General features: G+C 70.2%; 26 protein-coding genes and 1 pseudogene. 16 read left to right on the plus strand and 11 right to left on the minus strand.

Annotated elements, in window-relative coordinates; genetic code table 11:
* Nucleotides 1–205 precede the first annotated feature (205 nt).
* Nucleotides 206–1,146, plus strand: a pseudogene (locus AB0M80_RS43120) (IS701 family transposase); the annotation flags it as partial.
* Between the two features lie 183 nt (nt 1,147–1,329).
* Entirely contained in the window at nt 1,330–1,752 is a 423-nt protein-coding gene (locus AB0M80_RS43125; protein ID WP_364576375.1) for a hypothetical protein, read from the plus strand.
* A gap of 224 nt (nt 1,753–1,976) precedes the next feature.
* Here the strand turns inward: AB0M80_RS43125 and AB0M80_RS43130 are convergent, their stop codons facing one another.
* The 4 genes from AB0M80_RS43130 to AB0M80_RS43145 form a co-directional block, all read right to left on the minus strand.
* Nucleotides 1,977–2,372 carry a hypothetical protein gene (locus tag AB0M80_RS43130; protein ID WP_364576350.1) on the minus strand — a complete coding sequence of 132 codons (396 nt, stop codon included), beginning with the start codon at nt 2,370–2,372 and terminating at the stop codon, nt 1,977–1,979.
* 236 nt (nt 2,373–2,608) lie between these two features.
* A complete protein-coding gene (locus AB0M80_RS43135; RefSeq protein WP_364576351.1) occupies nt 2,609–3,835 on the minus strand; it encodes a serine hydrolase domain-containing protein in 1,227 nt (408 codons plus the stop codon).
* 81 nt (nt 3,836–3,916) lie between these two features.
* Nucleotides 3,917–4,678 carry an ABC transporter permease gene (locus AB0M80_RS43140; protein WP_364576352.1) on the minus strand — a complete coding sequence of 254 codons (762 nt, stop codon included), beginning with the start codon at nt 4,676–4,678 and terminating at the stop codon, nt 3,917–3,919.
* Complete coding sequence (locus AB0M80_RS43145) at nt 4,675–5,439, minus strand: ATP-binding cassette domain-containing protein (RefSeq protein ID WP_364576353.1); 765 nt, start codon at nt 5,437–5,439, stop codon at nt 4,675–4,677. Before AB0M80_RS43145 ends, AB0M80_RS43140 begins: the two co-directional genes overlap by 4 nt.
* Nucleotides 5,440–5,529: 90 nt before the next feature.
* On the opposite strand from AB0M80_RS43145, the gene AB0M80_RS43150 reads away from it, so the two are divergent.
* The 5 genes from AB0M80_RS43150 (at nt 5,530) to AB0M80_RS43170 (ending at nt 8,340) form a co-directional block, all read left to right on the plus strand.
* A complete protein-coding gene (locus tag AB0M80_RS43150; protein ID WP_364576354.1) occupies nt 5,530–5,856 on the plus strand; it encodes a PadR family transcriptional regulator in 327 nt (108 codons plus the stop codon).
* Complete coding sequence (locus AB0M80_RS43155) at nt 5,853–6,209, plus strand: DUF1048 domain-containing protein (protein WP_364576355.1); 357 nt, start codon at nt 5,853–5,855, stop codon at nt 6,207–6,209. The genes AB0M80_RS43150 and AB0M80_RS43155 overlap by 4 nt, the downstream gene beginning before the upstream one ends.
* A gap of 1 nt (nt 6,210) precedes the next feature.
* Nucleotides 6,211–6,528, plus strand: a complete 318-nt coding sequence (locus AB0M80_RS43160; protein ID WP_364576356.1) for a DUF1048 domain-containing protein — start codon at nt 6,211–6,213, stop codon at nt 6,526–6,528.
* 100 nt (nt 6,529–6,628) lie between these two features.
* On the plus strand, nt 6,629–7,564 hold the full coding sequence (locus AB0M80_RS43165) for an ATP-binding cassette domain-containing protein (protein ID WP_364576357.1): 936 nt from the start codon (nt 6,629–6,631) through the stop codon (nt 7,562–7,564).
* Complete coding sequence (locus AB0M80_RS43170) at nt 7,561–8,340, plus strand: ABC transporter permease (RefSeq protein ID WP_364576358.1); 780 nt, start codon at nt 7,561–7,563, stop codon at nt 8,338–8,340. Before AB0M80_RS43165 ends, AB0M80_RS43170 begins: the two co-directional genes overlap by 4 nt.
* On the opposite strand, the gene AB0M80_RS43175 is transcribed toward AB0M80_RS43170, so the two are convergent.
* Complete coding sequence (locus AB0M80_RS43175) at nt 8,318–11,443, minus strand: BTAD domain-containing putative transcriptional regulator (RefSeq protein ID WP_364576359.1); 3,126 nt, start codon at nt 11,441–11,443, stop codon at nt 8,318–8,320. The genes AB0M80_RS43170 and AB0M80_RS43175 overlap by 23 nt on opposite strands.
* A gap of 475 nt (nt 11,444–11,918) precedes the next feature.
* Nucleotides 11,919–12,269 carry a metalloregulator ArsR/SmtB family transcription factor gene (locus tag AB0M80_RS43180; RefSeq protein ID WP_364576360.1) on the minus strand — a complete coding sequence of 117 codons (351 nt, stop codon included), beginning with the start codon at nt 12,267–12,269 and terminating at the stop codon, nt 11,919–11,921.
* 48 nt (nt 12,270–12,317) lie between these two features.
* On the opposite strand from AB0M80_RS43180, the gene AB0M80_RS43185 reads away from it, so the two are divergent.
* The gene (locus tag AB0M80_RS43185; RefSeq protein ID WP_364576361.1) at nt 12,318–13,664 is read left to right on the plus strand and encodes an MFS transporter; all 1,347 of its coding nucleotides are present in this window, start codon (nt 12,318–12,320) and stop codon (nt 13,662–13,664) included.
* Between the two features lie 6 nt (nt 13,665–13,670).
* Here AB0M80_RS43185 and AB0M80_RS43190 read toward each other — a convergent pair whose 3' ends face one another.
* Complete coding sequence (locus AB0M80_RS43190) at nt 13,671–14,330, minus strand: class I SAM-dependent methyltransferase (protein WP_364576362.1); 660 nt, start codon at nt 14,328–14,330, stop codon at nt 13,671–13,673.
* An 88-nt stretch (nt 14,331–14,418) separates the two neighbouring features.
* On the opposite strand from AB0M80_RS43190, the gene AB0M80_RS43195 reads away from it, so the two are divergent.
* Nucleotides 14,419–15,039: a helix-turn-helix domain-containing protein gene (locus tag AB0M80_RS43195; RefSeq protein WP_364576363.1), complete on the plus strand. Its 621-nt coding sequence runs from the start codon at nt 14,419–14,421 to the stop codon at nt 15,037–15,039.
* A gap of 26 nt (nt 15,040–15,065) precedes the next feature.
* On the opposite strand, the gene AB0M80_RS43200 is transcribed toward AB0M80_RS43195, so the two are convergent.
* Nucleotides 15,066–15,650, minus strand: coding sequence for a TetR/AcrR family transcriptional regulator (locus AB0M80_RS43200; RefSeq protein ID WP_364576364.1), 585 nt, complete (start codon nt 15,648–15,650; stop codon nt 15,066–15,068).
* A 76-nt stretch (nt 15,651–15,726) separates the two neighbouring features.
* Between AB0M80_RS43200 and AB0M80_RS43205 the strand changes: the two genes are divergently transcribed.
* The 3 genes from AB0M80_RS43205 (at nt 15,727) to AB0M80_RS43215 (ending at nt 17,441) form a co-directional block, all read left to right on the plus strand.
* Entirely contained in the window at nt 15,727–16,347 is a 621-nt protein-coding gene (locus AB0M80_RS43205) for a class I SAM-dependent methyltransferase (RefSeq protein WP_364576365.1), read from the plus strand.
* A gap of 3 nt (nt 16,348–16,350) precedes the next feature.
* Nucleotides 16,351–16,944 (plus strand): DUF2218 domain-containing protein, encoded by a 594-nt coding sequence (locus tag AB0M80_RS43210; RefSeq protein ID WP_364576366.1) that lies wholly within the window; start codon nt 16,351–16,353, stop codon nt 16,942–16,944.
* 263 nt (nt 16,945–17,207) lie between these two features.
* On the plus strand, nt 17,208–17,441 hold the full coding sequence (locus AB0M80_RS43215) for a hypothetical protein (RefSeq protein WP_364576367.1): 234 nt from the start codon (nt 17,208–17,210) through the stop codon (nt 17,439–17,441).
* On the opposite strand, the gene AB0M80_RS43220 is transcribed toward AB0M80_RS43215, so the two are convergent.
* Nucleotides 17,431–17,616, minus strand: coding sequence for a hypothetical protein (locus tag AB0M80_RS43220; protein ID WP_364576368.1), 186 nt, complete (start codon nt 17,614–17,616; stop codon nt 17,431–17,433). The genes AB0M80_RS43215 and AB0M80_RS43220 overlap by 11 nt on opposite strands.
* A gap of 42 nt (nt 17,617–17,658) precedes the next feature.
* Between AB0M80_RS43220 and AB0M80_RS43225 the strand changes: the two genes are divergently transcribed.
* On the plus strand, nt 17,659–17,934 hold the full coding sequence (locus AB0M80_RS43225; protein WP_364576369.1) for an aminotransferase class V-fold PLP-dependent enzyme: 276 nt from the start codon (nt 17,659–17,661) through the stop codon (nt 17,932–17,934).
* Complete coding sequence (locus AB0M80_RS43230) at nt 17,891–18,595, plus strand: aminotransferase class V-fold PLP-dependent enzyme (RefSeq protein ID WP_364576370.1); 705 nt, start codon at nt 17,891–17,893, stop codon at nt 18,593–18,595. The genes AB0M80_RS43225 and AB0M80_RS43230 overlap by 44 nt, the downstream gene beginning before the upstream one ends.
* Nucleotides 18,596–19,298: 703 nt before the next feature.
* On the opposite strand, the gene AB0M80_RS43235 is transcribed toward AB0M80_RS43230, so the two are convergent.
* Together AB0M80_RS43235 and AB0M80_RS43240 are read right to left on the minus strand one after the other, a co-directional pair.
* Nucleotides 19,299–20,153 carry a class I SAM-dependent methyltransferase gene (locus AB0M80_RS43235; protein ID WP_364576371.1) on the minus strand — a complete coding sequence of 285 codons (855 nt, stop codon included), beginning with the start codon at nt 20,151–20,153 and terminating at the stop codon, nt 19,299–19,301.
* A 97-nt stretch (nt 20,154–20,250) separates the two neighbouring features.
* Nucleotides 20,251–20,832, minus strand: coding sequence for an XRE family transcriptional regulator (locus tag AB0M80_RS43240; RefSeq protein ID WP_364576372.1), 582 nt, complete (start codon nt 20,830–20,832; stop codon nt 20,251–20,253).
* 7 nt (nt 20,833–20,839) lie between these two features.
* Here AB0M80_RS43240 and AB0M80_RS43245 point away from each other — a divergent pair, with 7 nt between their 5' ends.
* A complete protein-coding gene (locus AB0M80_RS43245; RefSeq protein WP_364576373.1) occupies nt 20,840–21,931 on the plus strand; it encodes an NAD(P)/FAD-dependent oxidoreductase in 1,092 nt (363 codons plus the stop codon).
* A 79-nt stretch (nt 21,932–22,010) separates the two neighbouring features.
* Entirely contained in the window at nt 22,011–23,600 is a 1,590-nt protein-coding gene (locus AB0M80_RS43250; RefSeq protein ID WP_364576374.1) for an MFS transporter, read from the plus strand.
* Nucleotides 23,601–24,197 lie beyond the last annotated feature (597 nt).

Consider the following 24,197-nt stretch of genomic DNA (forward strand, 5'->3'; position numbering starts at 1 on the left):
CTGGCAACGCGCGACGAGCCGGCGGCGGCCCTCAATAGACAACGGGGCATTACGGTGGTGCATGGACGGGTCTTTCTGCTCGGCGGACGAGTGGGTCGCACTTCTCATCCTGCCGCCGAAAGACCCGTCCCTCGTCTCAGGCCTTCGCCCGCGTCACCAACGTCATGCCCCGCAACAGTTAGTGGTGTTGTGGTAGATCATCCTGGTGGTGGTCGATGTGGTGATGGATCAACTGGACCGGGTGCATGAACGGATCGCGGGCCGGTTCACGCGGTCAGAACCGCGCAAGCGTGCGCGGGAGTATGTATCCGGGCTGGTGGCGGGGTTGGAGCGGAAGAACGGCTGGACGCTGGCCGAGCAGGCCGGTGAGGTGTCGCCGGACGGTATGCAGCGGCTGCTGCGCTGGGCGGACTGGGACTTCGACGGGGTCGCGACGACGTGCGGGACTACGTCGTCGAGCATCTCGGTGAACCGGGTGGGGTGTTGATCGTTGACGACACCGGGTTCCTGAAGAAAGGCACGCGCTCGGCCGGAGCGCAGCGGCAGTATTCCGGAACGCGGGCCGGATCGAAAACTGTCAGATCGGCACGTTCCTGGACTACGCCTCGCCTTGTGGGCATGCGCTGATCGACCGGGAGCTGTATCTGCCCGAGCCCTGGACCGCCGACCCGGAACGGTGCCGGCGGGCAGGGATCCCGGAGGGGACCGAGTTCGAGACCAAGCCTCGGCAAGCCATGGCGATGCTGGCGCGGGTGTTCGCCGCGAAAGTGCCCTTCGCGTGGGGCACCGCTGATGAGGCCTGTGGGCAGGTCAAGTACCTGCGGTTGTGGCTGGAAGCTCACGATGCCGCGCACGTGCTGGCCACCAAGGTCGACGACACCCTGGTCACCATCGGTGGTCGCGAAGCCCCGGGCCGATGAGCTGATCGCGGCTCTGCCCGCCCGGGCGTGGCGGCGGGTGTCGGTCGGGCCGGTGCGCACGGGCCGCGGGCCGCAGCCACCGGGCCGCGGGAGTACGACTGGGCGCGGGTGCCGATCCGGATCGGCTGGCAGGCCGGGCGCGGGCATTGGCTGCTCGCCCCGCCGCTCACTCTCGGATCCGACCGAGAGCGCCTACTACGTCTGCTACGGACCCCGCCGAGCCACCCGACCTGGCCAATGCGATCGCTGGGCGGTGCCCGCGGATCGACGTCCTGGTCAACAACGCCGGTACCGCCGGCGCCGGTGGCCGGATCGTCACCAAGGACGGCCACGAGCAGGTGTTCGAGGTCAACTACCTGGCGCCGTACCTGCTGGCCGGCTGCTGGAGGACACCCTCGCGGCGTCGCCGGTGAGCCGGGTGGTCAACGGGTACTCGTCGCTGCACCGCGGCGGCAGGATCAACTGGGACGACCTCGGGTCCAAGCGCCGGTACCACCGTGGCGCCGTCTATGCGCAGTCGAAGCTGGCGCTGACGATGCTCACGACAGCGCTGACCGAGCTCCGGCCGAAGGTGCGCGAGGCGGTCAGCGTGCACCCCGGCATCATCGCCACCGGCATGCTGGCGCACTACAGCTACCGCGGCCGTCCCGTGGCCGAGGGCGCCGAGGTGCTGGCGCGGCTGGCGAACCCGAAGACGAAGGTGCTCAGCGGCGCCTACTACGACGGCCGGTTGCCGGCCAAGGCGAGCGCGGCGGCGGTCGACCCGGACGCGGTGGCGAAGCTGTGGCGGGTCAGCGAAAGCCTGACCTTGCCGGGCAAGCGGCGGAGCTAGTCCCGCTCGACGTGCCCCCACCCGCGCCGGAGCGACCTCGGTCCGGCGCGGGTGCGCTTCGCACCAGCGTTCCGCGACGCGCAGCACCAGGGGCAGCACGACGAAACCGCCGATCAGCATCAGCGTGTAGGCCAGGTCGCTCATCGAAACCCCTCCGGTTCGGAAACTCCGTCACGAACCATGACGCGATGGGGGCCGCCGCGCACGCCGCACCACTACTTCCTTCACGCTGTGCTGCGGGATGTTGACGTCGGATTGATCCGCCTTCGTGCCCGGAAGAAGGCACGCGCCGACGGCAGCGCCAGCAGGACGATCACCGTCAGGGAACCGGCTGTGGTCAGGACCAGCTTCGCTCCGTCTACGACGGGAAGCCAGCTCGGCATGGCGTGCCCGGCGGCGTCGACCAGCTTCGGGACATCGACCCGGCGGAGCATCGGATCACCGGAGTCGCGGAAGCTCGCGGCGAGGAATGTACTGGTGAACAGCTGAGCCGGCACGATCAGCGCCCCGGCCACGGCCAGCAGCGGGTGAAAGACCCAGGACAGCACCTGGCCGGCGCGCCGACCGGCCAGGTTCAGCAGCGCCAACACGACGAGGACGACGACGAACGCGGCCGGCAACGGCGTCTCGGCGGTGTTCGAACCGAAGCTGACGCCGTGCTCGGCAAGCAGGGAAGGGGGCAGCCCCTGCCGGGTGAGCTCGGCTTCGGCGGCGGCCTGTGCGTCGGTACCGGACGTCCAGACGACTTCGGTCTCGCCGTCCTGCCCTCCGCCGTTGCCGCAGCAGTTGGCCGGACGACGACAGCTCCCTGACGCGTGCCCACCGCAGGGATGGGCACGCGCCTCCGGGAGTCGCGTCAGCCGAGGCAGGTCCGCACGGCTTTGGCGAGGTTCGCCGCCCGGGGGTCGTCGGGCCGGTAGTTCCAGAGGTTGGTGACGTAGCCGAAGCCGACGCCGGCGTCGGGGTCGCCGAAGGCGATCGAGCCGCCGGAGCCAGGGTGACCGAACGAGCCGGGTCCGAGCATCGGCAGTGGCGGGCAGGCGCGCCAGAAGCCGAGTGACATGTTGAAGGAGCGGTCGGCCGGGATGTCCAGGCCGGCCGGCACTCCGTACATCGTCGACTTGTCGGTCTGGATCTCCGTCATGGTGTCGACGGTCGACGGGTCGAGCAGCCGGAGGCCGTCGACGTCGCTGACGGTGGCGGCGTACATCCGGGCCAGCGAGTGCGCGTCGGCGACCATGTTCGCGGCCGGGAACTCTGCTGCACGCCAGGCGCGCGTCCGGAAGTAGCCGGTGGTGGGGTCCATGGCGCCGCCCAGAACGCCCGCGCGCATCTGGATCGCGTCCGGGGTCCACATGGATTCGACCCACTTGGTGACGGTGTCCGCGTCAAGCCCGGTGGTCGCGATCATCCCGGCGAGCAGTTCCTCCACCGTGAATGGAGCGGCGTCTTCGAACTGCGCCACGCGGGGCTCGTGGCCTTCGGGCAGCCCGATCCAGGCGCTGAGCCCGAGCGGGGCGGCCACCTCTTCGGCGAAGAACGTGCCCAGCGACTTGCCGGTGATCCGGCGGACGACTTCGCCGACGAGGAAGCCGTAGGTGACGGCGTGGTAGACGTGCTGGGTGCCGGGCTGCCACAGCGGCTTCTGCGCTTCGAGCGCGTGGATGACGGGGTCCCAGGCGCACGCCTGCTCGAACGTCAGCGGGCCGTCGACGACCGGCAGGCCGGCCTGGTGCGACAGCAGCCAGCGCACGAGGATGTCCTCCTTGCCGGCGGCGCCGAACTCCGGCCAGTACCGGGTCACCGGGGCGTCGAGGTCCAGTTCGCCGCGCTGGACCAGCAGGTGGGCGCAGATCGCCGCGGCGCCCTTGGTGGTGGAGGCGACCTGGGTGATGGTGTCTTCGCGCCACGGCCGGTTCGCCTGACGGTCGGCGAGGCCACCCCACAGGTTGACGACGGGACGGCCGCCGGCGTAGACGCTGCAAGCCGCGCCGATCTCACCGGGAGCGTCGAAGTTCGCGCGGAACGCGTCAGCGACCTTTCCCCAGCCCTGCTCGACGTCGCCGCCGTGTTCGATGGTCATGCTGTGATCCTTTCCGGGTTCGAAGCTGCGATTACGATCTCCGGCCGCCCTGACATGGGGCAGCCACCGCCCTGACACGGCTTAGGAGATCTTGCGGCGGTAGGCCGCGGCGGCGAAGACGTAGGCGACGACGAGGATTCCCGCGCACCAGGCGAGGGCGATCCAGATGTCGGTGCCGACCGGCTGCTCGGTGAACAGGGCGCGGATGGTGTTGACGATGGACGTCACCGGCTGGTGTTCGGCGAACCAGCGGACCGGGCCGGGCATCGTGCCGGTCGGAACGAACGCCGAGCTGAGGAACGGCAGGAAGATGAGCGGGTAGGAGAACGCGCCGCCGCCTTCCGCCGTTTTCGCGGTGAGGGCGGCGAGCACCGCGATCCAGGTCAGGGCCAGGGTGAACAGGAGCAGGATGCCGGTGATCGCGAGCCAGGCTTCCGTTCCAGCGCTGGAGCGGAAGCCCATGAGCAGCGCGACGCCCACGACCACGACGAGCGAGATCAGGTTGGCGACCAGCGAGGTGAGCACGTGCGCCCACAGCACGGCCGACCGGGCGATCGGCATCGAGTGGAAGCGCTCGAAGATCCCGCTCTTGAGATCGGTGAAGAGCCGCAGCGCGGTGTAGGCGATGCCCGAGGCGATCGTGATCAGCAGGATTCCGGGCAGCATGTAGTTCACGTACGAGCCCGATCCGGTGTCGATCGCGCCGCCGAAGACATAGACGAACAGCAGCATCATGGCGACCGGCGTGACGACGGTCGTGATGATGGTGTCCAGGCTGCGGGTGATGTGGCGCAGGGAGCGTCCCAAGAGGACGGTGGTGTCGCCGAGAGCGTGCGTGGTCATCGGTTCTCGCTTTCCGTGCGGGTGCCGACGACGGCGAAGAAGACGTCCTCGAGGGTCGGCTGCTTCTCGACGTATTCGACCTCGGCGGGCGGGAGCAGCTGCTTGAGTTCGGCGAGCGTGCCGTTCACGATGATCCGGCCCTCGTGCAGGATCGCGATCCGGTCGGCGAGCTGCTCGGCCTCGTCCAGGTACTGGGTGGTGAGCAGCACCGTCGTACCGCGCGCGGCGAGGCCCTTCACCGCGGCCCACACTTCGAGGCGGGCCTCGGGGTCGAGTCCGGTGGTCGGCTCGTCCAGGAAGATCACCGACGGGTCTCCGATGAGGCTCATGGCGATGTCGAGGCGGCGGCGCATGCCGCCGGAGTAGGTCGACACCCGCCGTGCGCCCGCGTCGGTCAGTGAGAAGCGTTCCAGCAGGTCGTCGGCGATCTTGCCGGGGTGCTTCAGACGCCGCAGCCGCGCGACGAGCACGAGGTTTTCGCGGCCGCTGAGGATTTCGTCGACCGCGGCGAACTGCCCGGTGAGGCTGATGGCCGCCCGAACGTCGTCGGCCTGGGTGACGACGTCGAAGCCGTTGATCGCTGCGGTCCCCGCGTCCGGTTTGAGCAGCGTGGACAGGATCCGCACCACGGTGGTCTTGCCCGCGCCGTTCGACCCGAGCAGGGCGAAGATGCTGCCCCGCGCCACGTCGAAGTCCACGCCGCGCAAGACGTGCAGCTCCTTGTACGACTTCTCGAGGCCGCGAACTTGAATCGCTGTCATCGGGTCTCCCCTCGTCGGACTACTCAGTAGTGCTGAGTACTGATATACAGTAGTACTGACTAGTGGCGCCAGGGCAAGTGTGGAGGTGCGATGGACGACCTGACGGAGATGCTGAAGGGCACCCTTGAAGGCTGCGTGCTGCAGATCATCGGCGACGAAGAGACCTACGGCTACGCCATCACGCGCCGGCTGAACGCTCTCGGCTTCGGCGATGTCGTCGAGGGCACCGTGTACACGATCTTGCTGCGGCTGGAGAAGAACAAGCTCGTCCAGGTGACGAAACGGCCGTCCGAGAAGGGGCCGCCGCGCAAGTTCTACCGGCTCAACGACGCGGGCCGTGAAGAACTCGGCCGGTTCTGGGCGAAGTGGCAGTACGTCTCGTCGCGGATCGACAAATTGAAGGAGGGCGGGAAATGAACTTCTGGGAGACCGTCACCGGCAGCGACCTCAGCCGGGAATACCAGGCGTTCGAAGCCAGAGCCGGGGCATTGCCGGAGGATTACCGGGCGGCGTGGGAGCAGATCAAGGCGCACCTCTTCCCGTACGGGGACTTCACGGGTCGCAATCTGATGCCGATCCTCGACGGGGCACTGGGACTGCTGGAGGAAACCGCGGCGGAGGGGCAGAGCGTCCACGACGTGCTGGGGGAAGACATCGCGGGCTTCTGCGCGGCGCTGGCCGGCGGTGAAGGGGCCCGCACCTTCCGCGACCGGTGGCGGAAACAGCTGAACAGGAATGTGGCGAAAAAACTGGGCAGGCTGGGAGGCTGACATGGGCATCCAAGACATCATCGAAGGCAAGAAGCAGTGGCGGGCGCACATGGCCCGGGTCAAAGCCCTCCCGCCGGATTACCAGATCGTCTACAAGGAGATGCAGAAGTACCTGTTCAAGGTCGGGCCGGTTGACCTGCTCGAGGGGAACCTGCTCTCGGGGATCGTCGACTTCTTCGAGGAGGGCGCCGCGAACGGCAAGGGCGTCCTGGAAGTGATCGGCGAGGACGTCGCGGCCTTCTGCGACGAGCTGATCAAGGATTCGCGCACCTACGCCGACATCTACCAGGAGTCGATCAAGGAGAAACCCGGTAAGTAGCCGGCCGGGTGGAAAGCGGCCTGAAACCAGGCTGAAACCGGGGTCGCGCACCCTCGTGACAGCCGTGGCCGCCGAGGTCACGGCGGACGAGAGGAGAACGGTGACCACCCCGGCGATAGCGGCCAGCGGGCTGCGCAAGTCCTTCGGTGACCAGGTCGTGCTCGATGGCATCGACCTGCACGTCACCGCGGGCACGGTCTTCGCCCTGCTCGGGCCCAACGGTGCGGGCAAGACGACCGCCGTGCGGATCCTGTCCACCCTGATCCGCGCCGATGGCGGGCAGGCTTCGGTCGCGGGGCACGACGTGGCCGCCGAGCCGGACGGGGTCCGCGCGGCGATCGGCGTCACCGGGCAGTTCTCGGCGGTCGACAACCTGCTGACCGGCGAGGAGAACCTGCTGCTGATGGCGGACCTGCACCACCTCGGCCGCGCCGAAGGGCGGCGGAAGGCGGCCGAGCTGCTCGAGCAGTTCGACCTCGTCGAGTCCGCGGGCAAGCTGGTGTCGGCCTACTCGGGCGGGATGCGGCGGCGGCTCGACCTGGCCATGACGCTTGTCGGCGCGCCGCGCGTGCTGTTCCTCGACGAGCCGACCACCGGGCTCGACCCGCGCAGCCGGCAGACCATGTGGCGGATCATCCGGGACCTCGTCGCCGGCGGCGTCACCGTCTTCCTGACGACGCAGTACCTGGACGAGGCCGACGAGCTGGCCGGGCGGGTCGCGGTGCTCGACCACGGGAAGGTGGTCGCCGAAGGCGCCCCGGACGAGCTCAAGCGGCGGGTCCCCGGCGGCCACGTCCGGCTGCAGTTCGCCGACGCCGCGAGCCTCGACGCCGCCGCACGGGCGCTTGGAGAGGGCAACCGGGACGAGTCCGCGTTGACGCTGTCGGTGCCCGGCGACGGCGGGGTCCGTTCGTTGCGCGGGCTGCTCGACCGATTGGATGCTGCCGCTGTGGACGTCGGCAGCCTGTCGGTGCACACCCCGGACCTCGACGACGTCTTCTTCGCTCTCACGACCGATAAGGAGGCCGTGCGATGAGCTACGCGATGCGTGATTCGGCGACCATGCTGCGGCGCAATCTGCGGCACCTGCGCCGGTACCCCGGCATGATGATCATGGCGTTGGGCATGCCGGTGCTGCTCCTGCTGCTGTTCGTCGGGGTGTTCGGCGGCGCGTTGAACGCGGGGTTCGCGACCCGGCCGGGCGGCGGGGCGTACGTCGACTACCTGGTTTCGGGAATCCTGCTGATGACTGTCGGATACGGCGCCTCGATGACGGCGCTGGCGGTGAACCGCGACATGACCGAGGGAATCATCTCGCGGTTCCGGACGATGGCGATCGCGCGGGTGTCGGTGCTGACCGGCCACGTCCTGGGTGCGGTGCTCCGCACGGTGGTCAGCGCGACGCTGGTCGTCGGGGTGGCGCTGCTGTTCGGGTTCCGTCCCGCCGCGGGGCTGGGCGGGTGGCTCGCGACGCTGGGACTGGTCCTCCTGCTGGCGTTCGCGCTGACCTGGCTGGCGGTCGCGGTCGGGCTGGCGGCGAAGAACGCCGAAGGTGCGAACCTCTTCATCCTGTTCGTGCAAGTGCTGCCGTTCCTCAGCAGCGCGTTCGTGCCCACGGACACCATGTCGGGTGCGGTGCGCTGGTTCGCGCGCCACGAGCCGTTCACGCCGGTCATCGACACCCTGCGCGGCCTGCTGCTGGGCACACCGGTCGGTAGCAGTGCCTGGATCGCCGTGGCTTGGTGCGCCGGGTTCGCCGTTGCGGGTTACGTCTGGGCGCGGGCATTGTTCAGGCGCGATCCCGCGGCCTGAGCGCCAGTGCCGCGATAGCCGCGGCTCGCAGCTCCTCGCGGCCGAGGCCGGCGTATTCCGACTGCGCGTCGGTGTACGCCGGCTCGTCGGCTTGCTCGGCCAGGGCTCGGATGCGGGCCGAGGACATCGTGGGGTGGAAGCCCCGCACATACCGGAACCGCTCGGCGAGGGCGATCAAGCGCACCGCCGCCGAGCGCTCGCCGGCCGTCTGCGCGCGGTCGAGGTCGGTCAGGGCCAGCGCCAGCAGGAGAGCGCCGCAGACCGGGACCGACGTCCCGGGGTCGTCGAGCAGGCCGGGCAGCGCGCGGGGGAGGTCGTCGGTGATCTCAGTGACGAGGTCGAGGCGCCCGTGGTGGGCGTGGGCGATCACCGTGACGGCTTGGGTCTCCCACATCCAGCCGTCCGCGCCGGGACCTGTGTCCTTTGTGGATCGGAGCCGGTCGGCGGCCTGCCGCCACAGGCGCAGGCCGGTGTCGGCGTCGCCGCGGGCGAGAAGGATTTCCGCGCGGGCGCCGACGTCCACCATGGAGGCCCCGGCCACCTCGCTGCCGCCGGTCAGCATGGCCTGTTCGAGCCAGTGTTCCGCCTCGTCGATTGCGCCGGTCTGCAGGTTGGCCAGGACCAGCGCACCCCGGATCCGGGCCGCGCCGGGCCAGGTGTCGGTCTCGTCGAGCACCGCGAGCACGGTGCTGATCGACCGCCGTGCTTCTTCCCCGCGTTCCAGTTCCAGGCACAGTTCCCCGACCCGGGCGTGGGCGACGGCGCGCAGCCACGGCGACTCCCGGACGTCGAACACGGCGACCATGCGCTCGGCCGCGGCCAGGGCGCGGTCCGGATCGTCGAGAGCCGACCACGCATAGCTGGCGACGCCCTCGGCCAACCCGGCGACGAGCGGATCTTCGTGGTCGCACAAGGAGAACAAGGGGGCGAAGTCCGTCGCCCCCACCGCGCGGATCACTGTCTCGGCGGCGTGCCCGAGCGTACCCGGCGCGGCGGGCGGGAGGCGGCGGAGAGCGACCAGGGAACGGGTGGGTCGCGGGCCGTGCAACAGGAAACTGTTCACCGCGCTCAGCACCAGCGATGCCCGGGTCGCAGCCACCAGGCCGGGCCCGGGACGGAAGTGCGAGAGGAGCCAGGAGGTCTCCTCGACGAGGGCGGCCATCCGGGCGAAGTTCGATTCGAACGTCCACAGGCCGCCCAGTACGGCGGCCGTCGCCGCCACGGTCGCGCCGTCGGAGTGGTCGATGCCGTGCCGCAGCGCGTGCACCAAGTTGTCCTGCTCGGCAGCGATCCGTCGCATGGCTTGGACGAGGTCGGCGCAGAAGAGGGAGTCGTGGTGGGCCAAGGAGAAGTACACGGCCCAGGTCAGGAAGCCGGTGGTGCTCTTTGCGGTTTCGCCGGCTTCCTCGCGGCGCGCGGCGCTGAACTCGCGGACCGTCTCCAGCATCCGGAACCGCGTGCCCGCCGGGGTTTCCCGGACCTTGAGCAGCGAGTGGCCGGTGAGCTGGTCGAGCAGGTCGAAGGTGGCGTCGCCGAGCACGTGCCGGGCGGCGTCGGCGGTGAAGCCACCGGGGAAGACCGACAGGACCCGCAGGGCGGCCCGGCCCTGCTCGTCGAGGAGCGTCCAGCTCCAGTCGATGACGGCCTGCAGCGTGCGGTGCCGAGGCGGGGCGTCGCGGGCACCGCCGCGCAAAAGGGCGAACCGGTCGTCGAGGTGCTGGGCGATCTCGGTGACCGACATGACCCGCGTCCGCGCCGCGGCCAGCTCGATCGCGAGCGGCAAGCCGTCGAGGTGCGCACACAGCTGTCCGACGGCCTCCTCCGGCAGTTCGCCGTCCGGGCGGACGGCTCGGGCCCGCTGCCGGAACAGTGCGGCGGCGGTGGCCGGGTCCAGTTCCGGGAGCGGGTAGACCGACTCCGACGAAATCGCGAGCGGGGTCCGGCTGGTCGTGAGCACCCGCAGGTCCGCGCTGAGCGCGACCAGCGTCCGGACCAGGTCGGCCGCGCCGCGCACGACGTGTTCGCAGTTGTCGAGCACCAGCAGCGCCGGGCCGGGGCTGAGCGCGTCGAGGATGCCTGTCACGGCGTCGCGCGGGGCGGGCGGGCGGCTGCCCGGTGGGCCTCCCGTGTCGGCACCACCGACCGCCGAGGCGACTTCGGCGGCGACCTCGTCGTCACGGGTGATCCCGGCGAGCGGCACGAAGTGCACGATCCGCTGCTCGGCCCGGCGGCTGACGGCGTGGGCGAGCCGGGTCTTGCCCAGGCCGCCCGCGCCGACGATCGAGGTGACCCGGGACGTCCGCAGCAGCCCGGCGACGGCGGCCAGGTCGGAGTCCCGGCCGAGCAGCGGGTTCGGCTCGTGGGCGACGCCGTGGCGCACCGCGGGTGCTGCGCCCTGCAGAAGCTGTTGGTGCAGCTCGCGCAACGCAGGGCCCGGGTCGCTGCCGAGCTCGTCGCGCACCTTGCGCCGGTAGTCCTCGTAGCGGGCCAACGCGGCGGCCGGTCCGACCGTCGCGACTTCGCTGCGGAGCAGTTCCAGGAGCAGTTCCTCGTCGCGCGGTCGGTCCGCCGCCAGCTCGGCCAGCTCCTCGACCGCCTCGGCGGCTCGGCCCAGGCGCGATCGGGACAGCGCGCGGGCTCGGACCAGCCACCGGCTGGTCGACGCGCGGGCCGTCCGCAGCGCGCTGAGCGGATCGGCGCTGCCCGGGTCGTCGTGCGCCGTCCAGAGCGCCAGGCCTGCCTCGGCGTGGGCGAGCGCGGCTTCGTGGTCGCCCTCGCGGGAGAGCCGGGCGCAGGCGGTCGCGTTGAGCGCCAGTGCGCCGGCGTCCACCTGGTTCTCGGCCATGGTGAGCCGGTAGCCGGACGGCGTGGCTTCGATGACGTCGTGGCCTAGCTGAGCTCGCGCGCGGGACACGAGCACCTGCAGCGCCTTGGCGGGGTGTTCCGGTCGCTCGTCCGGCCAGAGCCCTTCGACCAGGCGGGCGGTGCTGGCGCCGGTGCGGAGGTCGTCGGCGAGCAGGGCGAGCAGCCCGCCGAGGCGGGGGCTGGTGATCTCTCGGCCGCGGTAGGCCACCCGCGGCAGCAGGACTAGCTCGATCGTCACCGCCTCAGGCTAGTGGGGGTTCGTCGGAGTGGACGCGCATCGACGGCCACGGTCGTGTGCGCGCGTCGCGTAGGCTGAGCCCGGCGCGCCGGGAAGTCTGGTCGGCATCCGGATTCGGATCGGAAGCACCGGCTGATGCGCGGGGTCGAAACCGTCCTGTTCCTCGTGGTCGTGGCGACCGTGGTGGCCACGTTCGCCCGGCGGTGGCGGGTCCCGGCGCCGTCGTTGCTGCTCGACGCCGCTTCGGTGAGGTCACCGTCGAGGTGCAGACCGCGGTCTTCACCGACCGGCTGGTGTCGGCGATGCTGGGCGGGTTCGCCGCCGCGCCGTGCGCGACTGGGGCGGTCGAGCGGGACCAGGCCGGCACCTGGCTGGCCGAGCAAGCCCCGCCGTGCCGAGACGGGCCGGCTGTTCCTGGCCGTGCCGCTGTTCCTTGCGGTGGGCGTCGCTGCGCGGTGCGAGCGGTGACCTGCGGCTAGTCGTGATCCGGGATGCCGTGGAGATGGTGGTCGGCGGCGTTCATGACTTCGGCCAGCAGGCGGCGGACGTGCCCGCCGCGGGCCCGGTACAGCGCGCGACGGCCGTCCCGGTGCAGGCTGACCAGTCCGGCGAGGCGGAGCTTGGCCAGGTGCTGGGACACCGCGGGGCGGGCGATGCCGACCGCGGCGGCCAGGGAGGAGACGTCGTATTCGTCGCCGCTGAGCAGCCACAGCATCCGCATCCGGGTCGGGTCAGCCAGCATCCGCAGCGAGGTCGACGCGGCTTCTACCTGGTCAGGCGGCGGTAGCTGAGTCCATTGATCCCTGGACTCGTCGTGTGCGTACATGTGCACCTATCATGGAGGTCAGTCGTCTTCAGGTAGGAGTGTTCCGGGATGTCGGGCTTGTTCGGTCATCGGGACTACCGGCATCTGTTCGGGGCGCAGCTGGTGGCGCTGTTCGGGACCGGGCTCACGACCGTAGCGCTCGGGCTGCTCGCCTACGACTTGGCCGGCGCCGAGGCGGGCGCGGTGCTGGGCACGGCCCTGGCCATCAAGATGATCACCTACGTCACGGTGGCCCCGATCGCGGGTGCCTATGCCGACCGGGTGCCGCGCCGGGTACTGCTGGTGTGCCTGGATCTCGTGCGCGCCCTGGTCGTGCTGGCGCTTCCGTTCGTGGATCAGGTGTGGCAGATCTACGTGCTGATCGTTGTGCTGCAGTCGGCGTCCGCGGCGTTCACCCCCACGTTCCAGGCGGTATTGCCGGACATCCTGCCTGACGAGCCTGACTACACACGGGCCTTGTCCGCGTCGCAGCTGGCCTCGAGCCTGGAGAGCCTGCTCAGCCCGATGCTGGCCGCCGCGGCCCTGAGTGTGGTGAGCTTCCACTGGCTGTTCACCGGCACCTCGGCCGGCTTTCTCGCCTCGGCGGTCCTGGTGGTGACCACCCGGATCCCGAACGCGGTCCGCAGCCACCGCGGCGGGGTCTGGGACCGGACGCTGGCCGGGGTCCGCATCTCTGCGGCGACCCCGCGGCTGCGCGGCGTACTGGGTCTGAACCTCGTGGTCGCGGCGGTCGGCTCGGTGGTCATGGTCAACACCGTCAACTACGTCCAGGACACCCTCGGCCGGTCGCAGGCCGACGTGGCGCTGTTGCTGGCAGGCAACGGCGCCGGCACGATCGTGGCCGCCCTGCTGCTGCCGCGGGCCCTCGACCAGGTCGCCGAGCGCACGGTCATGCTGACCGGCGCCGGGGTGCTGCTCGGCGGGATCACCGGGGCGATCGCGCTGTCCACGGCCGAGGCCGGCGGTTGGCGATGGGCCGCCGCATGGGTGGTGTGGGCCGTGATCGGGATCGGGACCGGCCTGATCCTGATGCCGGTCGGCCGGGTCCTGCGCCGGTCCAGCCGGGCGAGCGATCGGCCCGCGGTCTTCGCCGCTCAGTTCTCGCTGTCGCACGCGTGCTGGCTGCTGGCCTACCCGATCGCCGGGTGGCTGGCCACGGCGGCCGGGTTCACCCCGACGTGGATCGTGCTCGCTGTCCTGGGAGTGGCCGGGTTCGCCGGTGCCGCGCTGTGGTGGCCGCGACGCGACCCCGGCGTCATCGAGCACACCCACGACGAGATCGAAGACCCCGGTCACCTCACCGACGCGATCGAGGACGGGGACGGTGTGTGGCGGCACAGCCACGAGTTCGTCATCGACGACGTCCACCGTCGCTGGCCCGCATCCGTGCGCTGACCACGCTTACGAAGGCTGCCCCGGCTTGTCCACCCGGACGTAGTAGAAGAAGGGGCGGACCACGCCGTCGATCACGTCTTCGAAGCCCGCCTCACGAGCCATCGGCGCGAGGCGATCGATCGGATTGTCTCGCATGACGGGCCCCGCGGTCGCTCCGACCAGATGGCGGCCGAGGCGGCTGCGTGGCGGCCGGAATTCGGCGATCAGCAGGTGCCCGCCCGGGCGAAGCACGCGGAACATCTCGGCGAACGCGCCTGCCCGGTTCTCCTCGGGCAGGTGGTGCACCATCAGGCTGGACAGCACCACGTCGAACGATCCGTCTGCGGCAGCAAGGGTTTCGGCCTTGCCGACCCGGAACGAGCAACCGGCACCGCCGCGGCGAAGGCGCGCCTGTTCGATCATCGACGCGGACGCGTCGATGCCCTCGGCCGAGCCGCCGGGCGCGACCGCGCCGGCGGCGAGCGCGGTGAGGTAGCCGGGGCCGCAGCCCACGTCGAGCACCTGGTCGCCGGGCTTCGCGCCGCTGAGCCGCACCAAGCGCCCGAAGGTGCGTTGCCGGCGCCCGGCGAACGCCAGTGCTTCGAATTTCTCGTACGACCACGCCCGGCTGATCGCGCCGGGCGCGTCGGCCTGCGGTTTTCCGTGGAGCAGTTCGCCCAGGTTCATCCCGTACCCCATAACTTAGTCACGACTAAGAACGAGGTTGAGCTTAGCCGTGACTAAGTTAGGAGACAAGGCTGGTTACGATGCCGGGGTGAGCGAGCAGCAAGAGGTGACCGCCCCGGCCCGGCGGTCGCGGATGACGGCCGAGCAGCGCCGGGAGTCGATCCTCGCGGCGGCGACCGAGTTGTTCGCCGAGGTCGGCTACCAGCGGGGCAAGATCTCGACGGTGGCCGCGCGAATCGGGGTGAGCGAACCGGTGGTCTTCCAGAACTTCGGGACCAAGGCGGCCCTGTTCGCCGCCGTCGTGCACCGCGCCGCCGACCACGCGGCCGCCTGGCTTGCGGATCTGGCCGCGTCGGCGGTTCCCGTGACCGAGTTGCTGACTGCTGCCCTGGCGCCGGATCATCTGGAGCAGGTGCACGCCGCCGGATCGGTGGGCGCGATCTTCTCCGATGCGGCGACGGTGACCGGTGAACCGGAAATCGAGGCCGCGGCACGGGATTCGACGCGGCGGATGGCTGCCGGGGTCGTGCTGCTGCTGGAGCGTGGGCGTGCGTCCGGCGAACTCCGCGCGGACCTCGACTGCGAGGCCGCGGCGTGGTGGCTCCTGTCCCTGGTCGCCGCGCAGAAGTTTCGGCGTGCGACCGCCGTTGACCCGGTGGACGTGGAAGCTCGGCTCGCGCGGAGCACGCTCGCGTTCCTGACGGAATAGCGCGGCCTGCCCTCCAACGCTGACGGTCAGCCAGGGTGTCGCAGTCCGGTCAAGGTGATCGTGGCCAGACGGTGGGCCGCGGCACGGGACGGCAGGGTGGCGGCCGCGGACAGGGCATGGAGGCAGTAGGTCGCCAGCTCGTCGGCTGCCACGTCGTCCCGGATGTCCCCGGACTCCGCCGCCGCTTCCGAGAGCAGGTCGCGGAACAGCGCGTGCAGGTGGTGCTGGGCCTGGGCGACGTGCTCGCCGCGGTGCAGCAATGCCGTCAGTTCGGTGCCGTGGTGGTGCGGGGCCCGTTCGTGCTGGATCTCCGCGTACGCGTCGAGCACCTTCTCGAGCCGTTCGCGGGCCGTGCCGTCCTGGTCGCGGATTTCGGCGAGCTGGGCGAGGTGGGCGCGGATCCGGCGTTCGTGCCAGGCGGACAGGATCGCCTCGACGTCCGGGAAGTACTTGTACAGCGTCGCCCGCCCGATCCCCGTCTTCGCGGCGATCTGCGACATCTTCACGCCGGTCAGCCCGTGCTCGGCCACCAGTTCCGCTGTCGCGTCCAGGGTCGCGTCGCGCACCGCCTCCCGGTGCGCCTCGATCGTGTCGTTCCACAGCTTCGGCACGTCCAGAGCATACACAACGACGCTGTAGAGACACGATGGATTGACAGCGACAAACTGTCTCGATAAAACTGGGCAGATGACTACCGCATCGCCCTGCTCCCGTCCCCATCGCCCGGGCGGACCCGACGACCTGTACCGCACACCGCCACCGTGGGACCTCGGCCGGCCCCAAGGGGTTTTCCGGGCTCTCGCCGACGCGGGCGCGATTCAGGGCCGGGTCCTCGACGCCGGGTGCGGAACCGGTGAACACGTGCTGATGTGCGCCGGGCTCGGCCTGGCCGCCACGGGGATCGACCTGGCGTCCGCGGCCCTGCGTCGCGCCGAAGAGAAAGCCCGCGAGCGAGGGCGGACCGCGCGGTTCGTCCACCAGGACGCCCGCCAGGTGGCAGAGCTGGGGGAGTCGTTCGACACCGTCCTCGACTGCGGCTTGTTCCACAGCTTCGACGCGGAAGATCGCGCCGCCTACGTCCATGGCCTGCGGGCCGTGCTGACACCCGGCGGCCGCTGCTTCCTGCTCTGCTTCAGTGATCGCCAGCCGGCCGGCGACTGGCCATGGGTTCATCGCGTGCCGAAGGCGGACATCGCCAGTGCCTTCGCCAACGGTTGGCACGTCGACTCCATCGAGCCCGCCACCATCGAAATCACCACCGACCCCGACGGCATCCGCGCCTGGTTCGCCGCGTGTACGAGGAGCTGAACCATGCCGGTCGCCGAAGCGCACATCGTCACCCCGCGCGCCGAACGATTCCTCACCCAGCTGTGCCGCCACGCCGAAGCCATGGGCGGGAAAGCACGGCACCTGCACGGCGGGGACGGGCAGGTGCGGCCCGAGGTGGTGAAGGTGGAGTATGCCGAGAACGAAGGAAAGATCGCGTTCAGCTGGGGTGACTGCACCCTCAGGTCCACTTCGGACACTTTGGTGGTGCACATCGAGGCGGACGACGCGGACAAGCTGACGGGGCTTCAGGGCATTCTCACCGCGGACCTGGAAAGGTTCGGGCAACGCGACGGTCTGACGGTGAGCTGGCCGGGTGACCCGGCGACCAAATCCGATCCCGTCGGCGCGGCTCGCCGGTCACGGACAACGACGATCGCGCTCGTGGTCGCCGCGGCGCTCGCCGTGGGCGCCCACCTCGCGTTCGGTGGCGCGGTCCTGGCCGCGTGGCGCTGGACGAGCGTGGCCGCCGACATCCTCCTGGCGCTGGTGATCCTGAAGATTGTCGGCGCGGCGTTGTTCGCCCGGTACCGGGTTCGCGGTCACGGCCTCGCGACCCACTTCCCGCGACGCAAGTGAAATCCGGGACGGCTGGCCGCGTTCGGTGTGCTGAGCTTGGTGACGGTGGTGTTCGTCATCGGCAATGGGATGACTGCGCGTGCTGCGCACCGGACAAGGAGGAGTCTGCTCGGCGGCAGATGCTCTCGCTCAGACCGGTTCGGCGCGAACGCCTGTGAGCGGATGAGCCCGCCGAGCTGAGCAGCATCCCTGCCGACGTAACCGATCAGCGCCGAACCGGCGCTCCGCTGCCACGGCAGTCCCAGGCCGGGACCTCTTCTGGTGTGGCAGACCCGGACCGGTCTGCTCACCGCGCCCGCGTCATCGCGCCGCGGACGATGGATGCGCCGCGGCGAAGGTTCGGGCAGCGGGTGCTGGAGAAGGTCACCGTGCGGATGCTCGGCGACTACCAGCCCCGACGGTCGCTGCCGCTCCTGGACGCGGCGGGGTTCGACGTGAGCCGGTCCGAGCGCCGCAAGCTCGGCACCGTCGAGCGGGTGGCAGCGGTCAAGCGGTGATCCATCGGGTTGCCAGGAGCCCGGACGCGGCGGTGAGGACCGCGGCGGCGATGACGGTCGTGGCGCGGGTGTCGGCGAGCAGGGCGCCGGCGGCGTAGCCGTGGTCGCGCCAGAAGCGGTACGTGTCCAGTGCGTTGGATCGCGGCCGCCGCGCGATCCGCCTCGACGACGGCATGCTGGAGTGGCGGCTGGCCGATCTGCCGGTGGAGACGATCGCATGAGCGACCCGGTGTACCTGGGCCACAACGCGACCACGCCGGTCGATCCGCGCGTCACCGAAGCCGCGATGCCCTACTGGACGGAGTTCTTCGGCAACCCCTCCAGCGATCACCCCTACGCGGAACAACCCCGCCGCGCCCTCGCGGCGGCTCGACGTGCGGTCGCCGAGCTGGTCGGCGCCCGGCCGGGCGAAGTCGTGTTCACCGCATCCCCGGACGGTGGTCTCGATCATGGCTGCCAACAACGAGACCGGTGCGCTGCAACCGATCCGTGAGCTGGCCGAAGTCGCACACCGCCACGGCGCCCTGTTCCACTGCGACGCCGCCCAGGTGTGCGGGAAGATCCCGGTCGACGTCGACCGGCTCGGCGTGGACTTGCTGACCGTGGTCGGGCACAAGATGTACGCACCCCGCGGCGCGGCCGCGCTGTACGTGCGTGACGGCGTCGAACTGGAGCCGGTCGTCTACGGCGGAAGCCAAGAACGCGGCTTGCGTGCGGGCACCGAGAACGTCGCCCTCGCGGTCGCGCTCGGCACCGCCGCCCGGCTCGCCACCGAACACCTCGCCGCCGACGGACCAAAGCGGATCTCGGCCTTGCGCGACGACCTGCACCACCGGTTGTCCGAGGCCCTGCCCGGCCGGGTCCACCTGAACGGCCCGGCCGGACAGCGGTTGCCGAACACGCTCAACATCAGCATCGACGGCATCCGCGGCCACGACATCCTCGCCGCCACGCCCGCGATCGCCGCGCCCACCGGCTCGGCCTGCCACAGCGGCATCCACACCCCCGTCCCGGTCCTCACCGCGATGGGAATCGACGCCGACCGGGCACTGGGCGCGATCCGGCTTTCCCTCGGCCGAGGCACCACCGAACACGACATCGACACCGCCGTCGAGGCGCTCGGCCACGCCGGCCACCGGGAAAGGACCGCGTGAACTTCGACGACGCCCCGCTGGCGGAAGGCCCCGATCTGGATCATGCTCTGGCACACCGGCGGCTACCTGTGGGAATACCCCGCCGAAGACCGACTTCTGGGGCTCGGTCGGAGGGGCGAAGGTGTTCGACCACCGGCGGATGGCGCGGTTGCTCGACCGGGTCGTCGCCGCATTGCATCGCCGGCTCGATACGGAAACAGAGGCTGGCCTGCAGCGAGGGATGGCCTTCCCGCCCCGCTGGGATCCCTTCTGCCAGGACCGCATGAGCGTGCTCGAGGTCTACCACTTCGCCACCCAGCACTTCGACTTCCACGCCCGCCAGCTCACCTTCGATCCGGGCGCGAAGAGCCAGCAGCGGTCGTCGCGCTCTGCGTCGGTCAGGCGGCTGCCCGGCCGACCACGGGAGGAGAGACGGACCTGCGACCGCTTGGACGTCGCCGCGCAGCGCTGTCGGTTCGCCGACCGGCAGTCCCGCTGCGGCCGGAAACCAGCGACTCTCGTCGTTCGGACTCAGAGCGGTGTGAGGTACAGGCTGAGTGGTGTCGCCAGCATGGTGGCCGCGAGGAGGAGGGCCACGGCGGCGGGCAGGCGCCGTGAGGTGGGCCGGGGCTGGGTGAGGCGGGTGATGCGGCTGCCGAGCGGGCCGTCCGCGCCGGCGAGCGCGCCCGCCGGCGGGGTTCCGGTTTCACGAGCGGCTTTTTCCTCAGGGGCGGCGTGCGGCCCAGACGGAACGCTTGGTGTGGACGGCGAGGTCGTCACGCCGCAGGAGGCTGTGCGGGCTGTCGACGTCGAGCAGCCGGTCGAGCGCGACGAGGTCCTCGGTGTCGAGCTCGGCTGCGACCGCGCCGCGAACGCGTTGCAGCGCACCGAGGGCGTACTGGCCGGTCGCCGCGTTGCCGGCGCCCTTGACGTCCACGTCAACGATGAGCTCGCCCTCCACCACGAATCCGGCGGCGGTGAGCATCGACCCCCAGTCGGCGCCGCGGTGGGGGAGGTGCTGGGCGTGGAGCCGGTCGCTCACGGCGTGGACGCGGTCTTCCAAGCCGGGCCGGTCGGCGGGTGCGGTTCTGGGCAGGAAGCGAGGAAGGCCCGCCATCTCGACCACGACGAACAGACCGCCGGACGCGAGCAGGTCGTGGACGGAGCGCAGGGCGTGGCCGGGATCAGCCATGTGGTGCATGGAGCCCGAGGCCCACACGAGATCCGGGGTGCCGAGGTCTGGCCACGTGGCGTCGTCGAGGTTGGCGAGCACGGTGCGCACGTGCCCGTCCACCCCGCGGGCGCACGCCTTCTCGCTGAGCCGCTGCAGGTGGCCGGGCGAGGTGTCCACGGCTGTCACATGAGCCTGGGGGAACTGGTCGAGAAGGGCGAACGTGCCCGCTCCGGTGCCTGAGGCGAGGTCAACGAGCTGGCGCGGGCGGCCGTACAGGGGCAGCCACCTGATGATGTCGACGGTGTGCTCGGCGAGGACTTCCGCGTCCAGCTCGAGGATCTCCGCCTGCGCGCTGTCCGCGTCTTGGTGATGGTGGCCGTGGTGCTGGGCATGCGGGTGCGTCATGCTGCCACGATAGAGGCACTATGCCTCTGTCGCATATATCCTTGCTTATTACGCAAGGAAGTGGGCCTGCGCAATGCCGTGGACGCAAGTGGTGCCGTCATGAGCCGTTGTCCGCGGAGTCGTCGTTCTCGCGATGTCCGCGACGGGCGTCCCGGTCGAAGATGAACAGGACCTCGCACGGGCGAGCTTCCGCGCCGATGGCGTGCGGCATCATGGTCGGGAATTCGGCGGCACGATTGGTCTCGACGCGGAAGCGGCGGTCGCCGAGCAACAGGGTCGCGGTGCCGGACAGCACGACGAGCCACTCTCTGCCGGGGTGGGCGCGCATCTTGGCGGGATTGTCCGGCGGTGGCTCGGTCAACCGCCTGCGCATGACGCTCATGGCCGGGTCACCCTTCATCGGCCAGCTCAGGCCGTTGGCGCCGTGGTTCATCGGGCTGATGACAACATCGTCCGCAGCGTTCTCGACCAGCTGGTCGAGGGTGGTGTCCAAGGCGCGGGCCAGTGCGACGAGCTGGTCCAGCGCCAGGCGGCGCTGACCGTTCTCGATGCGGCTCAGCGAGGATTGTCCCAGGTGGACTCGCTTGGCCAGTTCCTCCAGGGACAGGCCCTGTGCGACCCGCAGTGCCCGGATCCGTTTGCGCACGAGGCCGTCCAGCGCACCTTCTTCTTGCGTCATAGACAAGATGGTATGCCAGATCTGCAAAGCCTGCTTAACATCGTGGCAGAGGGCCTGGACCGACTCGGGCCAGGCACAACAGAAGGGACGCGCCGAGATGTCCGCACAGACTTCCGCGTACGCGAGCGACGCACTGACCGGCGAGACCGTGGATGTCGTGGTGATCGGCGGGGGAGCCGCAGGCCTGAACGGTGCGCTGATGCTCGCACGCTCTCGCCGCTCCGTCGTCGTGGTCGACAGCGGCGATCCCCGCAACGCGCCGGCCGAGGCCATGCACGGCTTCATCGTGCTGGACGGTACGCCGCCCGCCGAGATCCTGGAGCGCGGCCGCGAGCAGGTGCGCCACTACGGTGGCAAGGTCGTCTTCGGCGAGGTGACCGCGGCGGAACCCGCCGAGGCACCGGACGGCGGCGACCTGCGCTTCACCGTCACCCTGTCCGACGACAGGACCATCACGGCACGCCGGGTCCTGGTGGCCACCGGTCTGCGGGACGTGCTGCCCGACGTGCCGGGGCTCGCCGAGCACTGGGGCCACGGTGTCGTGCACTGCCCGTACTGCCACGGGTGGGAAGCGCGGGACGAGGCCATCGGCGTCCTCGCCACCGGCCCCGCGTCCGTCCACCACGCCCTGCTGTTCCGGCAGTTGAGCGACGACCTCGTCTACTTCACCCGCGACAACGAACTCGACGAGAACACCCGCGAACGCTTTGCCGCCAGGGGTATTCGCATCGTCGACATCGCGGTGGAAGAGGTCCTGGCGGCTGACGACGGCAGCGTCGCCGGCCTGCGCTTGGCCGACGGCTCGGTCATCGCCAGGAGGATTCTCGCGGTCGCCACCCGTATGCAGGCCCGCACCGACGGACTCGACGGGCTGAGGCTGCCGATGGAGGACCTGCCCGACAACATGGGCCGCCGCTTCGTCTCCGGGCCGGCCGGAACGACCGACGTGCCCGGCGTGTGGGTGGCAGGCAACGCCACCGACCCGGCCGCCCAGGTCGGAGCCTCCGCCGCGGCCGGTGCCCTGGCCGCCGCGCACATCAACTCGCTGCTCGTCACGACCGACACCGACGCGGCGCTGAACCGCGCCACCACCGGCTGACCTGCGCTTCCCGCAACCACTTCCGGCGTCCGGGCACCGCCCGGCGCCGTGATCTCCCATGCCCTTCTGAGAGGAACCGATGAGCACCAACCAGCCCGCACCGGGGACTGCCACACCGGACGCGCGTCAGCTGCGCACCATCCTCATCTCCGTGTCCATCTCGTTGATGGCCGTCGTCGCCTCGGTCTCGGGCCTCAACGTCGCGCAGACCCACATGGCCGTCGAGTTAGGGGCCTCGCTGGGCACGGTTCTCTGGATCATCAACATCTACACCCTGACCCTGGCTGCGCTGCTGCTGCCGCTCGGCGCGCTCGGTGACCGCTCGGGCCGCAAGCCCATGCTGACCGCCGGGCTCACGTTGTTCGGCATCGCGAACGTGGTGGCGGCACTGGCCCCGACCGCCGAGGTCATGATCGCGGCCCGCGCCCTCAGCGGTGTCGGCGCCGCGATCATCATGCCGATCACCCTGGCCGTCATCACCTCCACCTTCCCCGAGGAACGGCGCGGCAAGGCCATCGGCGTGTGGACGGCCGTCGCGGGCGGCGGCGGCATCCTGGGTATGTTCCTCTCAGCGGTCCTGGTCGACATCGCTGACTGGCGCTGGCTGTTCGCGCTCCCGACCGCGCTGATCCTCGTGGCGCTCGTGACGACGGTGAAGTCGGTGCCCAACCCCCGCGAGCGCTCGGCTCACCCCTTCGACACCGTCGGTGCGCTGCTCTCCACCGTCGCCGTCGTCGGCCTCATCTTCGTACTGCAGGAGGGACCCGAACGCGGCTGGACCGCCCCCGAGACGTTGATCAGCCTGGTCGTCGGCATCGTCGCCGGCATCGGCTTCGTGGCGTGGGAGCTGCGCCGCCGCGACGCCTCCTTGCTGGACGTGCGCCTATTCCGGGACCGCGGCCTGGCAGGCGGCTCGCTCACGTTGCTCGTGGTCTTCGGCGTCCAGGCGGGCATCGGCGTGGTGCTGTTCCCGTTCTTCCAGGCCGTGCTCGGGTGGTCGGGACTGGCGTCGACGGCGGCCCTGATGCCGATGGCGATCTCGATGATGCTGGCCTCCGGCCTCGCGGCCAAGCTGGCCGAGCGCATCGGCTCCCGCGCGACCATGACCACCGGCGTCGCGCTGGCCGGCGTGGGACTGGTGTTCATGGGGCTGTTCGTCTCGGTGGAAGGCGGTTACTTGTCGATTTTGCCGGGGCTGGTCGCCATGGGCCTCGGCATGGGCCTGTCGATGACACCGTCCACAGAGGCCATCACCGGCTCGTTGCCGCGAGACAAGCAGGGTGTCGCCTCCGCGCTCAACGACATCACCCGCGAGTTCGGCACCGCCCTGGGTGTCGCCCTGCTGGGCGCGCTCCTGTCCGCCGGCTACCGCGGCTCGATCAACGGCAAGTTGTCCGGTGTCCCCCAGGAGGCCGCGGACGTCGCCAGGGAAGGCGTCGCCAACGCCGTCGACGTCTCGGGTAGCACCGGCTCGCACGCGGCACAGATCGTCCAGGCGGCCCGTGAGTCCTTTGTGGATGGATGGCAGCGGGCCATGTGGGCGGGAGCGGCTGTCATGGTGGTGTTGTCCGTCTACGTCGCCGTGCGAGGCCCGCAGAACCGGGTGCGCTCTGCGGCGGACGACGCCGAGACCGGTCTCAGGTCGAGCCGGGCTGAATCAGCCCTGTGACAGCGGTCTCCGCCACTGCTCTGCGGTGGGCGAACGAGTCCTCGCGCGGTGCCCTTGAGCCAGGATCCGCGCCTGGCACATCTGCGTCGCCGTTGCATCGATCGCCTTGGCAGCTATCACAGTCGTTCACGGGCCATTGATAACCGACTCGCCTGCAACTGCGAAACCTAGTCCGACTCCAGGTGGTTGCCGCGCTCCGGGATCCTGCTCGGCGGCTGAACTGATCGCAGGATTTCCCACGGTGAAGGGACTTTCGCGAAAAGTTGAAGAGGAAACCGAAGGTCGGCCAGAGCCTCCCCGCTGCATGAGCACGACGGTTCCAGAGGGATTCACCCCGTTTGTCACAGGCTCCTACGGCTCGGACGGAATCGAGTTCGACATCAAGCTCCACCACCTCGGGAAGGACCAGGTACCTGAAGTGCTCGGCGTACTACGTTCGGCGCCACCTGAGTGCACTGCAGAGCACCCAGCTTGACCTGCTTCCCGTCCGCACGCGCGTCTACCTAGTGCTTCATCAAGAAACGTTGACGCTGTCATCGTGTCGCGTGGACATCCGGGCTGGTGATCGCGAGGCTGGCCGTGGAGGTGAGGCTGGTG

This window comes from Amycolatopsis sp. NPDC051045 (assembly GCF_040682955.1).
In the GTDB taxonomy this organism is placed as follows: domain Bacteria; phylum Actinomycetota; class Actinomycetes; order Mycobacteriales; family Pseudonocardiaceae; genus Amycolatopsis.